This is a genomic window from Anabaena sp. 90 (assembly GCF_000312705.1).
Lineage (GTDB): Bacteria > Cyanobacteriota > Cyanobacteriia > Cyanobacteriales > Nostocaceae > Dolichospermum > Dolichospermum lemmermannii.
The window spans coordinates 530,725-545,878 of sequence record NC_019427.1 but is presented as its reverse complement, the minus strand read 5'-3'; the positions used below and the strand labels follow the sequence as shown (position 1 = coordinate 545,878).

General features: G+C 38.1%; 13 protein-coding genes. 6 read left to right on the top strand and 7 right to left on the bottom strand.

Going from position 1 to position 15,154, the window contains the following annotated elements:
- Positions 1–622 precede the first annotated feature (622 nt).
- The 3 genes from ANA_RS02505 to ANA_RS02495 all read left to right on the top strand — a co-directional run bounded on the left by ANA_RS02505 (position 623) and on the right by ANA_RS02495 (position 6,140).
- Complete coding sequence (locus ANA_RS02505) at positions 623–1,354, top strand: peptidylprolyl isomerase (RefSeq protein WP_015078475.1); 732 nt, start codon at positions 623–625, stop codon at positions 1,352–1,354.
- A gap of 56 nt (positions 1,355–1,410) precedes the next feature.
- Positions 1,411–4,404 (top strand): peptidase domain-containing ABC transporter, encoded by a 2,994-nt coding sequence (locus ANA_RS02500; protein ID WP_015078474.1) that lies wholly within the window; start codon positions 1,411–1,413, stop codon positions 4,402–4,404.
- Between the two features lie 140 nt (positions 4,405–4,544).
- Positions 4,545–6,140: an HlyD family efflux transporter periplasmic adaptor subunit gene (locus tag ANA_RS02495; RefSeq protein ID WP_015078473.1), complete on the top strand. Its 1,596-nt coding sequence runs from the start codon at positions 4,545–4,547 to the stop codon at positions 6,138–6,140.
- 449 nt (positions 6,141–6,589) lie between these two features.
- Here the strand turns inward: ANA_RS02495 and ANA_RS02490 are convergent, their stop codons facing one another.
- The 6 genes from ANA_RS02490 to ANA_RS02465 all read right to left on the bottom strand — a co-directional run bounded on the left by ANA_RS02490 (position 6,590) and on the right by ANA_RS02465 (position 9,755).
- On the bottom strand, positions 6,590–7,951 hold the full coding sequence (locus ANA_RS02490) for a trans-splicing intein-formed DNA polymerase III subunit alpha C-terminal partner DnaE-C (protein WP_015078472.1): 1,362 nt from the start codon (positions 7,949–7,951) through the stop codon (positions 6,590–6,592).
- A gap of 230 nt (positions 7,952–8,181) precedes the next feature.
- On the bottom strand, positions 8,182–8,394 hold the full coding sequence (locus tag ANA_RS02485) for a type II toxin-antitoxin system HicA family toxin (protein WP_015078470.1): 213 nt from the start codon (positions 8,392–8,394) through the stop codon (positions 8,182–8,184).
- Positions 8,391–8,636: a type II toxin-antitoxin system HicB family antitoxin gene (locus tag ANA_RS02480; protein ID WP_015078469.1), complete on the bottom strand. Its 246-nt coding sequence runs from the start codon at positions 8,634–8,636 to the stop codon at positions 8,391–8,393. Before ANA_RS02480 ends, ANA_RS02485 begins: the two co-directional genes overlap by 4 nt.
- A gap of 121 nt (positions 8,637–8,757) precedes the next feature.
- Positions 8,758–8,943: a hypothetical protein gene (locus ANA_RS02475; RefSeq protein ID WP_041457583.1), complete on the bottom strand. Its 186-nt coding sequence runs from the start codon at positions 8,941–8,943 to the stop codon at positions 8,758–8,760.
- A 72-nt stretch (positions 8,944–9,015) separates the two neighbouring features.
- Positions 9,016–9,351 carry a XisI protein gene (locus ANA_RS02470; protein ID WP_015078467.1) on the bottom strand — a complete coding sequence of 112 codons (336 nt, stop codon included), beginning with the start codon at positions 9,349–9,351 and terminating at the stop codon, positions 9,016–9,018.
- On the bottom strand, positions 9,339–9,755 hold the full coding sequence (locus tag ANA_RS02465) for a XisH family protein (protein ID WP_041457582.1): 417 nt from the start codon (positions 9,753–9,755) through the stop codon (positions 9,339–9,341). Before ANA_RS02465 ends, ANA_RS02470 begins: the two co-directional genes overlap by 13 nt.
- A gap of 208 nt (positions 9,756–9,963) precedes the next feature.
- On the opposite strand from ANA_RS02465, the gene gatA reads away from it, so the two are divergent.
- From gatA to ANA_RS02450, 3 genes are all read left to right on the top strand, one after another.
- A complete protein-coding gene (gene gatA, locus ANA_RS02460) occupies positions 9,964–11,424 on the top strand; it encodes an Asp-tRNA(Asn)/Glu-tRNA(Gln) amidotransferase subunit GatA (protein WP_015078465.1) in 1,461 nt (486 codons plus the stop codon).
- A gap of 109 nt (positions 11,425–11,533) precedes the next feature.
- Positions 11,534–12,538: a hypothetical protein gene (locus ANA_RS02455; RefSeq protein ID WP_015078464.1), complete on the top strand. Its 1,005-nt coding sequence runs from the start codon at positions 11,534–11,536 to the stop codon at positions 12,536–12,538.
- A gap of 211 nt (positions 12,539–12,749) precedes the next feature.
- Complete coding sequence (locus ANA_RS02450; RefSeq protein ID WP_015078463.1) at positions 12,750–13,745, top strand: protochlorophyllide reductase; 996 nt, start codon at positions 12,750–12,752, stop codon at positions 13,743–13,745.
- A gap of 78 nt (positions 13,746–13,823) precedes the next feature.
- On the opposite strand, the gene ANA_RS02445 is transcribed toward ANA_RS02450, so the two are convergent.
- A complete protein-coding gene (locus tag ANA_RS02445) occupies positions 13,824–14,840 on the bottom strand; it encodes a sulfate/molybdate ABC transporter ATP-binding protein (RefSeq protein WP_015078462.1) in 1,017 nt (338 codons plus the stop codon).
- Positions 14,841–15,154 lie beyond the last annotated feature (314 nt).

The following is a 15,154-nucleotide window of genomic DNA, read 5'->3' as shown; positions in this document are numbered from 1 at the left end:
TTTGGGCAACCACAATTCCGGGCAACCACGGGGGGTTTGCCCTTACAGTATTTTTGTGATTATATTTACCTTTTTAGAGAAATTAAATTTACCCTTTATATAATTTTGTCCTGTATTAACTTATTAGGTGTTGTAATTATTTCTCAGGCTGGATTGATTTTTGAAGATTAGTTAGTAAGTGAAGAGTCCGCAATAACCGAGGTGACTGGTTATCTAATTTAGGTTGCTAATTCGTCATTATGCCCCATTCCCTAGTAAATAAGTTTGATATGACAAATTTATCAATTTATGGTAACTTGGTAAGATAATATCCAAATATCAACACTGTGACTAAGTAGGTGAACGGAAAAAAACCGTAGACCCGGAGCGGCTTCTCGAAGAGTAATATATAACAAAAAGTAAAGTTACCCAAAACCTCTTCCCTGTTACCTTGTCATAACGACAATTTTTAGCGCCAACCTACTTAAATTCAAAAAATCAACTTTTGGTAATTGGCAAATAATTAGTATTTAAATACTACACTGAAACCAATCCAGAGTAAAGTTGCAATAAATTGTATAATTTAACCAAAATATAACTTAGTGACAATCTAGTTATATTATCTTTTCAAAAGAAATTAACAATGACAACAAACCTGATCACAAGCAATATGAATCAAGTTCTACAATTAGGCGATCGCATCTTCCAGCCCACAGAGGTTTTATCATTATTATCGGAATATCAGCTATTACCGCTATTAATGAAAGAAATATTCATTGATCAAGCGATCGCAGAAATTGTCTGTACTCCAGAAGAAGAACAACTAGCCTGCGAACAATTAGCCCAACAATATCAGGGACTAGAACCACAGAGCGAAAGTTTCCAAAAGTTGAAAATTATGGCGGTACGACAATTAAAACTAGAAAAGTTTAAAGAGGAAACTTGGGGAGGGGATTTAAACTCCTACTTTTTCCAACGTAAAAGCCAGTTAGATAGGGTGATTTATTCCCTAATTACCACCTCAGAAATTGGGATCGCTCAGGAAATTTACTTTCGTATTCAAGAGGGTGAACAATCCTTTGCCCAATTAGCGCGGGAATATGCTCAAGGTCCCGAATCGCAAACAGATGGCTTAGTCGGACCAATAGATTTACAATCCCTCCATCCTACATTGGTAAATATCCTTGCCAAAAGTCAACCACAACAACTATCACCACCAACTCAAATTAATAATGTGATAGTAATTATCCGATTAGAAAAAATACTCCCAGCCCAATTAGATCGTTCCACAAGACAACGGTTACTAAATGAACGATTTAATCAGTGGTTACAAACACAAATGACAGAACAAAAATTTCAAATTCAGACCGTATAAATCGCCAAATATCAACCTTTTAGCCAATACAAAGCGAAATAACTAACTCAATCAATATGACTTATATTCAGAGTAACTTTGAAGAATTCATTGCTAGTATTGAAGGATTTGATCAATTATCAAAAGAGGAAATTAACAACCTCTTATCATCACAAATTCTCCAGCCTTTACGTTATCGTGTAGGACAAAAAATTATTGGTAAAGAACAACTACCAGAAAGGATCGCCATTCTTCATCAGGGTAACGTCAGACTATTGGGATATAATCCCCAAAACCAATTACCAATTACATTAAAATTACTCCAACCAGGGGCAACAATTGGCGAAATTTCTTGGTTACGTGAGCTTCCTTGTGAAACTGCCATAGCTTCCACAGAAGTAATCTGTTTAACCTGGAAAGCCGCAGATTATTTGCAATTTATCAACCGCAATCCAGCCTTCGCTAAAGCTCGTCAAAATCAAAGTCACCTAATTGAGATCTTTGATATTTTGAGTTCCCAGGTAGCACAAAAAGCTTTAGTAAATCACAACCTCAAAAACATTACCCAACAGGCTCAGTTAGAAGCAAAAATTCATTATTTATCACCAGGAAAAACCGCCTTAAGAGAATTAGACAGCGATCGCATTTGGTTTGTGAGTGGTCGTAGTTCCCTGCCCAATTTCCCACCTGGTTCTCGTCTAGAAACCGACGTAATTGAAGTTAAAGGCAACATTCTTGTTCGTTTATTGGGCATTAATCCTCAAGATCTATCACTACTTGATGGTATTTCCATCGAATCAGAAACATTAGAAACTATATCAGATAGCAGAGTAGATTCGGAAATTCCCTACGCCCAAGAACCAGAATTTGTTCCCCCCACCACATCAAACCAGCCGTTAAAAAATCAAAACTATCCATTTTTCCGGGGACAAGGAGAATTAGATTCTAGTCTGGCTTGTTTTCAAATGCTATCCAAGCATTTAGAAATGCCCTTTCGGAAAGAAGTAGTACGGCGGATTTTAACCGACCAAATTAAGCGTCAAGGGAGTATATCTTTTCAAGTTTGCGCTTATTTATCGGAACTAATTGGACTTAAATCCCAGCTAGTTGATGTTCCTGCTGTTTCCATTAATCGGATTCCTACCCCAGCATTAATTCGCTATCGTGACAGTTTTGCTGTTCTCTATGCAGTAGATGGAAAAACAGTAGTTTTGGGTTTGCCATCTCAAGGTATTATCAACTGCCAAATTAGTCAATTGGTAGAAGAATTAGAAACTGATGACGCTAATCTTCAACCACAAGTTAGAGTTTTATTACTGAGTGCAACCAAAGAAACACCGAAAGAACGCTTTGGTTTATCTTGGTTTGTTCCCTATTTATCGCGTTACCGTCGGGTGCTGATAGAAGTATTTATTGCTTCCTTCTTCGTCCAACTGGCAGCCCTCGCTAATCCTCTAGTTATTCAGCTAATTATTGATAAAGTCATTGTGCAAAATAGTATTAGTACCCTGAATATTTTAGGAGTATTACTATTAGCAGTGGGTGTTTTTGAAGCAGTATTAACCACCTTGCGGACTTACTTATTTGTAGATACCACCAACCGCATTGATATGAGTTTGGGGTCACAAATTATTGACCACTTGCTGCGCTTACCACTGCGCTATTTTGATAAAAGACCAGTTGGTGAACTATCCACCAGAATTAATGAATTAGAAAATATCCGTCAGTTTCTCACCGGTACGGCTTTAACAGTAGTATTAGATGCCCTGTTTTCCGTTGTTTATATAGTTGTCATGCTGTTCTACAGTTGGCAACTAACTCTCGTAGGTTTAGGAACAATTCCTCTATTTGTGGTAGTGACATTAATCGCTGCTCCCACAGTGAGTAGACAATTAAGAACCAAAGCTGAACGTAATGCCGAAACTCAATCTTATTTGGTTGAGGTTATGTCAGGTATTCAAACAGTTAAAGCCCAAAATATTGAATTACGCTCCCGGTTTTCTTGGCAAAAGAAATATGCCAAGTTTGTCGCTGCCGGTTTTAAAACTGTGATCACTTCCACATTAGCGAATTCAACCAGTCAGTTTCTGAGTAAACTTAGTAGCTTATTAGTTTTATGGGTGGGAGCTTATTTAGTTTTGAAAGGAGAATTAACATTAGGAGAATTAATTGCCTTTCGGATTATTTCTAGTTACGTTACTACCCCGATTTTACGCTTGGCACAAATCTGGCAAAACTTCCAAGAAACTGGTTTATCTTTAGAACGATTAAGTGATATTGTGGACACACCACAGGAAGGAGAAATAGATAAGAATAATATACCTCTTCCTGCCGTTACTGGTGCAGTTAAATTTGAAAATGTTTCCTTCCGATTTGCTGCCAGTGGACCACTACAACTCAGCAATGTCAGCGTCGAATTTGCCGCAGGTGAATTTGTGGGTATTGTCGGGCAAAGTGGTTCAGGAAAAAGTACAATGATGAAATTACTGCTCAGACTTTATGATGCAGAATCTGGCAGAATTTTAGTTGATGGTTATGACATTGCCAAAGTAGAACTTTATTCCCTACGGCGGCAAATCGGCGTAGTTCCCCAAGATACTCTCTTATTTGATGGCACAGTCAAAGAAAATATTGCTTTAACTAATCCTGATGCTACAGATGAGGAAATTATTGAAGCGGCTCAAATTGCTGTTGCTCATGAATTTATTATGACCTTGCCCAATGGTTATAATACACGAGTTGGGGAACGAGGATCAGCCCTTTCTGGTGGACAAAGACAGAGAATTGCGATCGCTCGTTCTGTCCTGCAAAGACCTAAAATATTAGTTTTAGATGAAGCCACCAGCGCCCTAGATTATCCGACAGAAAAGCAAATTGGTCTGAACTTAGCTCGCGCTTTTAAAGGTAATACAGTCTTCTTCATTACCCACCGTTTGAATACTGTTAGTAATGCCGATACTATCGTCGTCATGGATAATAGTAGAGTGATAGAACAAGGTAGTCATCAAGAACTTATGGCAGCTAAAGGTCATTATTTCTATCTTTATCAACAACAGGAAGTAAACTTGTAATTTGTCAGTTGTTCTTTGTCAGTTGTCAATTGTTCTTTGTCAGTTGTCAGTTGTTTCTATAAGATTCAACTGATAACTGATTAAAGATAAAATTACGCACCACTAAATATTCAATCTAAAATCCAAAATCTAAACTTATTATGACTCAAATTAATGGTAATTACACCAACGGAAATGGCAATGGAAAGGGTAACGGAAATGGGAGAGCATCCCATAGAGATGCACAAGTATTAACATCGCCCAAACCCACTCCCAAACAGCCAAAACCCGACTTCAATTTTGATAACTTCGAGCAATCTGTAGTTCTCCGTCAATCCCCAATTTGGTCACGAACCATCATGATTACTCTCATGGGGTTAGCGTGTTTTGGAATTATTTGGGCTTGTTTAGCGAAAATTGAACAAGTAGTTCCCGCAACAGGACAATTAAAACCAGAAGGAACAGTTAAAGATGTGCAAGCTCCTGTTAATGGGGTTGTGAAGTCACTGTATGTAAAAGATGGACAACAGGTAAAAACAGGAGATTTATTATTAACCTTTGATTCTATTGCTACCCTAGCCGAATTAAATTCATTGAATAAAATTCGTGTGGCTTTAATTCAGGAAAACAATATCTATCGGCGCTTAATGGGAGCAAGTACCGGAATAGATGCTGAAATAGCATTTTTACGCAGTAAACTACCGGGAGAATCAGCTTTTCTGCTCAAAAGTCGCGCTTCCTTAGTAGCAGAAAATGAATTATTACGTTCTCAATTAAGAAATTTACCAGGAGCAGCAGGGACAGGAATTGATGAACAACAACTACTAGCAGTTGCTAAAACAGAATTAGCATCTCGTTCCAAAGCCGCAGAGTTGGAAGTTGAAAAAACCAGAAAGCAACTTTCTCAAACAGAATTTAAACTCCAAGATACTAAAAATGGTTTAGCAATTCAAAGTCAGATTTTAGTTAGTCTTAAAACCTTAGCTGAAGAAGGTGGTATTTCTAAACTTCAATATCTTAACCAACAACAACAGGTACAAACTCTCAAAGCGGAAATATCACAATTACAAGAAGAAGAAAAACGTCTAAAATTCGATATTGATAAAGGAAAAGAGCAATCAACCAATACAGTTGCTAGTTCTGATAAGACTATTTTGGAGAAAATAGGTAGTAACAAACAACGGATTGCGGAAATTGATAGTCAATTCATGAAGATTATTTTAGACAATGAACAGCGTTTAGCAGATGTCAATAGCAAAATATCGCAAACACAATTAAATGTTAAATATCAAGAACTTCGCGCTCCAGTGGGAGGTGTAGTTTTTGATTTACAAGCTAAAAATCCCGGTTTTGTTGCTAATTCTACCCAAAAATTACTGCAAATTGTCCCTAAAGATAGTCTAATAGCGGAAGTTTTCATCACCAATAAAGATATTGGTTTTGTGAGGAAAGGAATGAATGTAGATGTGAGAATTGACTCCTTTCCCTTTAGTGAATTTGGTGATATTAAGGGTAAAGTAATTGATATCGGTTCAGATGCTTTACCTCCAGATCAAAACCATCAATTTTATAGATTCCCAGCCAAAATCAAGTTAGATAAACAACAATTAAGTCTCACCAATCAAGAGAGAAAGATATCCTTACAGTCGGGGATGTCTATTACTGCTAATATTAAAGTCCGGGAAGAACGGACAGTGATGAGTTTGTTTACAGAGATGTTTACAAAGCAAATCGAGAGTTTGAATGAGGTTCGTTAGGGATTGTTGAAATTAATTATTCAGCAAGCCCTAATTAGATGTTAGTTTTTTAGGAATTAAACAAAATAGAACACAAGTAGCGGTAATTCATAAATTATCGCTACGCAAGAAGAGAGTTTTCAGCCAAATTTTGCGTAATTCCTATTTTTCTAAGATTAAGCAGAGAAATAGATTAATTTAGGAAAGATTCTACAAAGCAGATTTTCAGGTGACGAAAAACTAACTGATATATTAGACATCTCCGAAAAAGATCGTAGAGACGTTCCATGGAAGGTCTCTACAAGGGTTTCAAGTCACGTACATTTAATTCTCACCAGATGTCTATTATGCTTTAACTTACCTTTGGGGGTTAAAGTCCCCTGCTTCTACAAGCAGCGGGTTTTGCGTCGGGGTAAAATCCCCGTTGCAAAACGTAATTCTAAATTCTAAATTCTAAATTCTGCATTCTTTTAACCGCTGGTTAGTTGTTTGATATCAGCGCGGAATTTACCGTTTTGTAATGCTTGCACTGCTGTTCCTGAATCTTGTACCCAAAACTGTCTCCCAAAGCGGACAATTTCCCGGTGACTTCCGGCTTGAACAATACCAATTACAGGTATTCTTGATTTATCCTTATCCCCAGCTTGTGATTTGAGAATTGTATTTAGACGATGTTGCTCTTCAATTGTCCCGGCTTGTTTTGGACTCAGTTCCACTAGAATCATTTTTACTGTTTCGACAGTTTCCGCGTCTTCTAGGATAAATTGAACTTGATCATCACGGCGATCTATTTTACCCCAAATAATTAATCTGGCATCAACTTCTAAAACGGAACTAATGCGCTCATAGGTTTTAGGAAAAACCACAGCTTCCGAAGATCCAGATAAATCTTCAACTTGCAAAATTGCCATAGAGTCACCTTTTTTGGTGACAACCTTTTTCACATTATTCAACATTACTACTGCACAAAGAATAGCATCATCTTTTTGTTCTCCCAATTGTGCCAGGTTAATAGGTGCAAGGACGGAGGATGATTGTCTGATGGATTTAAGAGGATGATCTGAGAGATAAAATCCTAATAATTCTTTTTCCATTCTCAATTTTTCTTGAGGTGGTAAATCATTGACAGGAGGAGCTTTAGGTGCAGATTCATAAGCATTCTTTTGGGGTTGATTATTATTACCTGCAAATCCACCTCCTAATAAATCAAATATATTTCCCTGTCCACTAGCTTTGTCTCTAGCACGGGATTGCGCCCACTCATAAACTAATTCTAAATCATGAATTAATTGGTTGCGATTAGCTTGAATTTTGTCAAAAGCTCCGCAGTTAATTAATGATTCTAAAGTACGCCGATTCATGGCACGTAAATCCACGCGATCGCAAAAATCCGCCAAAGATTTAAATGGGACTAATTCCCCTGATTCTTCCCTCGCTTCTAAAATTGAGGCGATCGCATTTTGTCCCACATTTCGCACCGCCGAAAATCCAAATAAAATCTTCTCACCTGCCGGGGTAAAATCTAAACCAGAACGATTCACATCAGGTGCATCAATCACAATCCCCATATTAGAGCAATTATCAAGATACTTCCGCACTTTGTCTGTATCCCCACTGTTAGCGGTTAACAATGCCGCCATATATTCCAATGGATAATTTGCTTTTAAATATGATGTTTGGTAAGTTACATAAGCGTAAGCTGTCGAGTGGGATTTATTAAAACAATTGGAAGCGATAAAACCATTTTTAATCACAAAATTATGGTCACTTTCCACACCAATATCATAAACATTGGCTTGACCGACATAAGTACGAGAAACTATTTTAACCATATTACTTATTTTTGCAAAACTTGTTTATTTACAGCTTAATAGTCATTATCGGCAACACAGATACCTTTACATTTAATACCATTTGTTGCAGTGCGTAGACAATGGGGACAGAGAACCTCTTCCTTCTCTGTTTCTTGATTTATCACTATATTAGTGCTTGTCTGGAGCTTATCTTTTTCGGTCTGGAGTTTGTCATTCATAAGTATGGAAGAATTTGTCGCTATAATTTGTTATACTTCTTCAAAGTCAGCCCACTCAATTCCTAGTTGTTTTATGGCTGCGCGTAACGTTCCTAATTTTAGATCGCGGCCACTCCAATCAGGAATTACAGTTGCTTTCTGAGTAATTGCATTAAACCACTTTCTATGTGAACCTCCACCACGTCTGGGGATTTCTTCACATCCAAGTTTAGATAATTTCTTCGCAACTTCTCTATAGTTCATCTGATGGAGATAATTGTTTCTATTAAAGCTGGTGAGTTTTGGTCTACAGATTGTAGGTTAAGCGGAAGCTCTTTACCTAAATCTTGATATGTTTCCAGAACTGCTTCAAAAGCATCTCTAACATTGGCTAAAACCTCATCCATAGAATCCCCCTCAGTTATCAATTCTGGTAATAGTGGAGAAGTTACAGTGAATCCTCCTTCTGGTTGAGGTGTAAGTAGTAGTGGAATTTTGTAGAACATATTGTGATGGTATAGTTGAGTTTATTCTATTTTATTTAAGGTTGGATTTAGCGATCGCTATTCCTCCACAGATTGCTTTCTTTAATTCAAGCTACAAGATAGGCAATCTCATTGTTGTTTATTAACCCTCGCCAGAGGTAGAAATACTCATACTCAGTGCGGAAGCAATTTGATTACCTAACTCAAAAGTTGTCTTAATTTTTTCTTTTAACTTTATAAACCGCATAGCAGTAACTTTTTTCCCATTAAGAAGAGAAATTGCATCTGCTTCTGTAAAGAGATTTTTAGTCCAAGGAGGTGGATTCATGTTATCATCAAAGCGAATTGTTCCAACGTATTTCTGTTTTTTTAATTCAAATTTCTTTTTTACTAAAGCACTTTATCTCACAGCATATCCCGTATGTTGCCTAACATTTTGCGGGTGAAAACCTAAAACAATTTTATCTTTAGGAATTCCGGCTGCTTCTAATTCATAGGTAACACCATCTTCTGTATCATCTCTTTGTACCCATATTTTACCATCAATAATATCAAGATGCACCAGACAACCATGAATTCTTTTATGATCATGCCAACCAAGAGTTATTAATAAATAGCTATCATTTTCATCATCAAAAACTGTTTTACATTCAATCACTCCATAGGAGTAAGGAATTTGTGTATAAGGTATTAACACTTCTTTAATAACCCGGCGATAATTATCTAAGGTATCCATTGGGTAATCCTCTCAGTATCAGAATTAAAAACAAGTAAATTTAGATTTTCGCTTTCTCTTAAAAGTTTACCAATTGGTTCTTCAAATAAATCTGTGAATACAGTATCACGCACTCCTAAATATAATATTCTATCAGGTTCTAGACGATTCATAACAGCACGATATAAAACAAATCCACCAATAGCATCTTTAAGATCAGCCATTTCCGAAGGACTGACAAAACTTTTAATTTCTACGGCAATTTTTCTAGTTCCTTGTTCTGCCGCTAAAAGTTGTTTTGCTCCTAAATATACATACATATCTTTTTGACCCCATTTTAAATGTAGAGGGTCATTTGTAATTATCCAACCTTCTTGAATTAAGGCATTTTTAACAGCATTGTGATAGATGTCCTTTGCCGGCATATTAAAATTGGCTTTTCCCAACCATCCGTATAAACTGATTATCCAACCATAACTAATATTTTTAGTATAACTAAATTCTCAAAACTCTCTTTGCGCCTCTGCGCCTCTGCGTGAGACAAAAAATATCCTGTAACTTCAGACGCAAATTCCCCAAACCCCAGCCCTGTAAATGCTAAAATCAATGACTTGAATCATAAAGAGAACAATTATGGCATCCATCCGCGAGTTGCACGAACAGATAATTAGTAAAGAACGTTCTGCCGTTGAAATTACCCAAGAAGCATTAAATCGGATTCAAGAGTTAGAACCCAAACTGCACAGTTTCCTCACAGTCACGACAGAACAAGCCTTAAAACAAGCTCAAGCTGTAGATGCAAAAGTCGCTGCTGGAGAAGAAATTGGCATCTTAGCGGGGATTCCCATCGGGATTAAAGACAATTTGTGTACTAAGGGGATTGTCACCACCTGCGCTTCCCGGATTTTGGAAAATTTTATCCCACCTTACGAGTCAACCGTTACCCAAAAACTAGCTGACGCTGGGGGTGTCATGGTAGGTAAAACCAACTTAGATGAGTTTGCTATGGGGAGTTCTACTGAAAACTCCGCTTACCAAGTTACCGCTAATCCTTGGGATTTATCCCGTGTTCCTGGTGGTTCTTCCGGTGGTTCAGCAGCAGCCGTAGCAGCCGATGAATGTGTGGTTTCCCTGGGTTCGGATACAGGGGGTTCAATTCGGCAACCTGCGTCCTTCTGCGGTGTTGTGGGTATGAAACCTACTTATGGGTTAGTTTCCCGTTATGGTTTGGTGGCTTATGCTTCCTCTCTAGATCAAATTGGACCATTTGGACGGAGTGTGGAAGATGCGGCTATATTATTGAGTGCGATCGCTGGTTATGATCCTCAAGACTCTACCAGTCTCAAAGTTGCCATTCCTAACTATGCGGCTAGTTTAAAACCGGATCTCAAAGTTAGGAAGAAATTGAGAATTGGTGTGATTACAGAAACCTTTGGTGAAGGTTTAGATCCAGAAGTAGAAGCCGCTGTCACCAAAGCCATTGAACAACTGCAAGAATTAGGTGCAGAAATTCATCCGATTTCCTGTCCCAGTTTCCGCTATGGTTTACCAACTTACTACATTATCGCCCCCTCGGAAGCATCAGCTAACTTGGCGCGTTACGATGGCGTTAAATATGGGTTGCGTTCCCCTGATGCGGACAATCTTTTATCAATGTATACCAAAACTCGTTCTCAAGGTTTTGGGGCGGAAGTCAAACGCCGGATTATGATTGGTACTTATGCCCTTTCCGCTGGTTATTATGATGCCTATTATTTGAAAGCACAAAAAGTCCGCACTCTCATTAAACAAGACTTTGAAAAAGCTTTTAAAACAGTAGATGTTTTAATTTCTCCCACTGCACCTACCACCGCATTTCGAGCCGGAGAAAAAACTACTGATCCTTTGAGTATGTATTTAAATGATTTAATGACTATTCCTGCTAATTTAGCTGGTTTACCAGGAATCAGTTTACCTTGCGGTTTTGATAGTAAAGGTTTACCCATTGGACTGCAAATAGTTGGTAAAGTGCTAGGAGAAGAGCAACTTTTTCAAGTAGCTTATGCCTATGAACAATCAACTAATTGGCATTTACAAAAACCTAAAATGGCTTAGTTTTTCACTTGTAGGGGTTTACATCGTCAACCCCTATATTCTCAATAGGAATCATCATGATCCAAAGAATGTTAAATTAATATTTCTGTATTAGTCAAAATCAAATTAAATGACTCGCTTTATACATGACCAATTCGCCAAGCAATATCTCACGGAACTATTAACACCTTATGGACAAGTAGAAACCAGCAAAGATATCACCGCAGAAGTTAGACAAATTGACGTTTTATTTATCCCCTCACCTCAACCCACACAAAGCCTAGAAAGACTCGGATTACTAGGGCGAATGGCCACAAAATATGCTATATTTGAACCATTTCGCAATGCTGTCAGCAAAAGTGAAATTCGCAGTTGTATGGGTAAATTATTTGACATCCATGCTGACTTAGAACGGCAATCTAACCGCAATAATACGCGAATAAATGAAGCAGAATTACCTCGGCTGTGGATTTTTACTCCGACAGCATCAATAGAACTCCTAGCCAGTTTTAATGGGACTACGGATGAGGAAAACTGGGGAAAAGGGATTTATTTTTTTGGAGAAGGATTCAAAACCATCATTATTGCCATTCACCAACTCCCTATTACACCAGAAACACTGTTTTTGAGGGTTTTAGGAAAAGGAAAAGTGCAAAGACAAGCGGTGGAAGAATTAGAAACACTGGCTAATGATAGTCCTTTTCTCGCGGATATTATACAATTAGTACATAACCTAATTGCTGTGTTATCGGCTCGTCAGCGTCAAGAACAAGATATTGATAAAGATGATCAGGAGTTGATTATGAAATTATCGGAAATTTATCAGCAACAATTAGAAGAACTGAAAAAACAAGGACGACAAGAAGGACGACAAGAAGGACGACAAGAAGGACGACAAGAAGGACTTCAGGAAGGAATTCATGTAGGACTTCAGGAAGGACGACAAGAAGGACTCCAAGCAGGGGTAGAAAGAGAACGACGCGCTATGATTGAAAGTATCCTGCAAGTGCGTTTTGGTCAAATTGATTCTCAGCTACAAAGAATTATCAATCCTCTAATTGCCATGAGTAGAGAAGAATTTACTCCTTTACTTCTACAATTATCTCGTGAGGAGTTATTAGCTAAATTCGCATAACAATAGTACAGTCAGAGGAGAGGATTAGGGGTTTAGGAATGCTAAATCCCTGCATTTAGGTTTTGAAAATGTGTTTATTTATCGTTATTATCTATGATTGATTACATTCTGTTCACTACTCATTGAGCATTATTATATAAGTTTCAAAAGTATGAGATCATTAAAATCATATAAACTGATTTTGAATCAACGCATAGTTAAAGGACAACAGATGGAACAAAATCGTAAGTCAACAGCAATCATCACAGGTGCTTCTTCTGGAGTCGGTTTGCAAGCAGCCAAGGCTCTCGTTGACAAAGGAAACTGGCACGTTATTATGGCTTGTCGTGATTTAATCAAAGCCGAGAAAGCTGCCCAGAGTGTCGGAATGCCTGCAAATAGCTATACACTCATGCAAATTGATTTAGGCTCTTTAGAAAGCGTTCGACAGTTTGTCAACAATTTCAGAGCGACTGGCAAAACCGTGGAAGCTTTGGTTTGCAACGCTGCCATTTATATGCCTTTAATCAAAGAACCGTTATTTTCTCCCGAAGGATTTGAATTAACCGTTACCACAAATCACCTCGGACATTTTCTGATGTGTAATTTGATGCTGGCAGATTTACAAAAATCACCTGCCGCTGATAAAAGATTGGTAATTTTGGGAACTGTTACCCACAACCCAGATGAATTGGGTGGTAAAATTCCTCCTCGTCCAGATTTAGGCAATTTTGAAGGTTTTGCAGCGGGTTTCCAAAATCCAATTACAATGATTGACGGTAAGCAATTTGAACCAGTCAAAGCCTACAAAGATAGTAAAGTATGTAACGTTCTCACCATGCGGGAACTACATAACCGTTTTCATGAGTCCACTGGGATTACTTTCAGTTCTCTCTATCCTGGTTGTGTAGCGACAACGGCTTTATTCCGCAATCACTATCCTCTCTTCCAGAAAATTTTCCCTCTTTTCCAAAGGTATATTACTGGAGGATTTGTCACCGAGGAATTATCAGGAGAGCGCGTTGCTATGGTAGTAGCTGATCCTGAATACAAACAATCTGGGATTTATTGGAGTTGGGGAAATCGTCAAAAGAAAGATCGGGCATCTTTTGGGCAAAAAGTTTCTCCCCAAGCACGAGACGAAGAAAAAGGCAAGCGGATGTGGGATCTTAGTTACCAGTTGGTAGGATTAGGAAAAGCATCTGAAAAATCAAAATCTCTGATTTAATTGGTCAGTGGTCAGTGGTCAGTAGTAAGGGGAAAAAATTTCCCCCTGCTCCCTGCTCCCTGCTCTCTGCCCTGTTTCCTAAATTGAATAATAAAGTGGAAAAGATTTAGCATCTTTAGGTTTAACATAAACCTTTTCTTGGGGTTCTAATTTTAGTTCATCGAACCGTTCCCGTGTTAAATGGGCTGTCATTGCTTGTCCATCATCTAAGGTTAATTCAACTTGAATTTCCCAACCTAAATGAATGATTCTGCTGACTATAGCTGGTACTGTTGTTCCATTAGCAACGTTTTCAATGATGATATCTTGGGGACGCAAAAATGTTTCTGGATGTGCTGATTCAAAACCGCTACTTTGAAAGATTTTGGCAGAACTGGGTAATACATTCACCGGACCAATAAAACTCATCACAAATGCAGATGCGGGATGATCATAAATTTGTGCGGGTGTTCCTACTTGTTCCACTTTGCCTTTATTCATGACCACGATTTCATCAGAAACTTCCATTGCCTCTTCTTGATCATGGGTGACGAAAACTGTGGTAACATGAACCTCATCATGGAGACGACGTAACCAAGCTCGTAGGTCTTTGCGGACTTTGGCATCAAGAGCGCCAAAGGGTTCATCCAATAATAGTACATTGGGTTCTACGGCCAATGCTCTGGCTAAAGCTACCCGTTGTCTTTGTCCACCGGAAAGCTGTGAAGGATAGCGATCGCCTAATCCACTTAATTGCACTAATTCCAATAGCTGTTCTACTTTTCCCTGAATTTTCTTTTTGGGGGCTTTGCGAATTTCTAAGCCAAAGGCGATATTTTTGCGAACAGTTAAATGTTTAAATAGGGCATAGTGCTGAAAGACAAAGCCAATATTTCTTTCTTGTACACTTTGATCAGTAGCATCTTTACCTGTCAGAAATATTTTACCTGTATCTGGTGTTTCTAAACCAGAAATTAATCGCAATAGGGTAGATTTACCAGATCCAGATGGACCAAGTAAAGCCACCAGAGAACCACTCTGAATTTCCAGATTTACCTGTTCAACTGCTTGGAAACTACCAAATTGTTTAGAGACGTTTTCAACTACTATACCCACTGGTGCTACACCTCTGCAAATAATCTACGGTTTTTAAGTAGGAATACCGTATTTTATATTTATATCACAAATATTTGCAGTGTTATCATTAAAATTCATGAACTTAACAAATTTGAGATTTTTTTATTTGGAACTCTCTTAGAGGATGTTTGAAAAGTTTTGAATGTATAGACTGACCCCTCTCCAAACCTCTCCCCTGCAAGGGGAGAGGCTTTAAAACCCCCATTCCCTTGCAGGGAAGGGGGGTAGGGGGGTTAGGTTTTTGGAGATTACGGGTTTGATATAATACTTTTCAAACAACCTCTTACTAAATC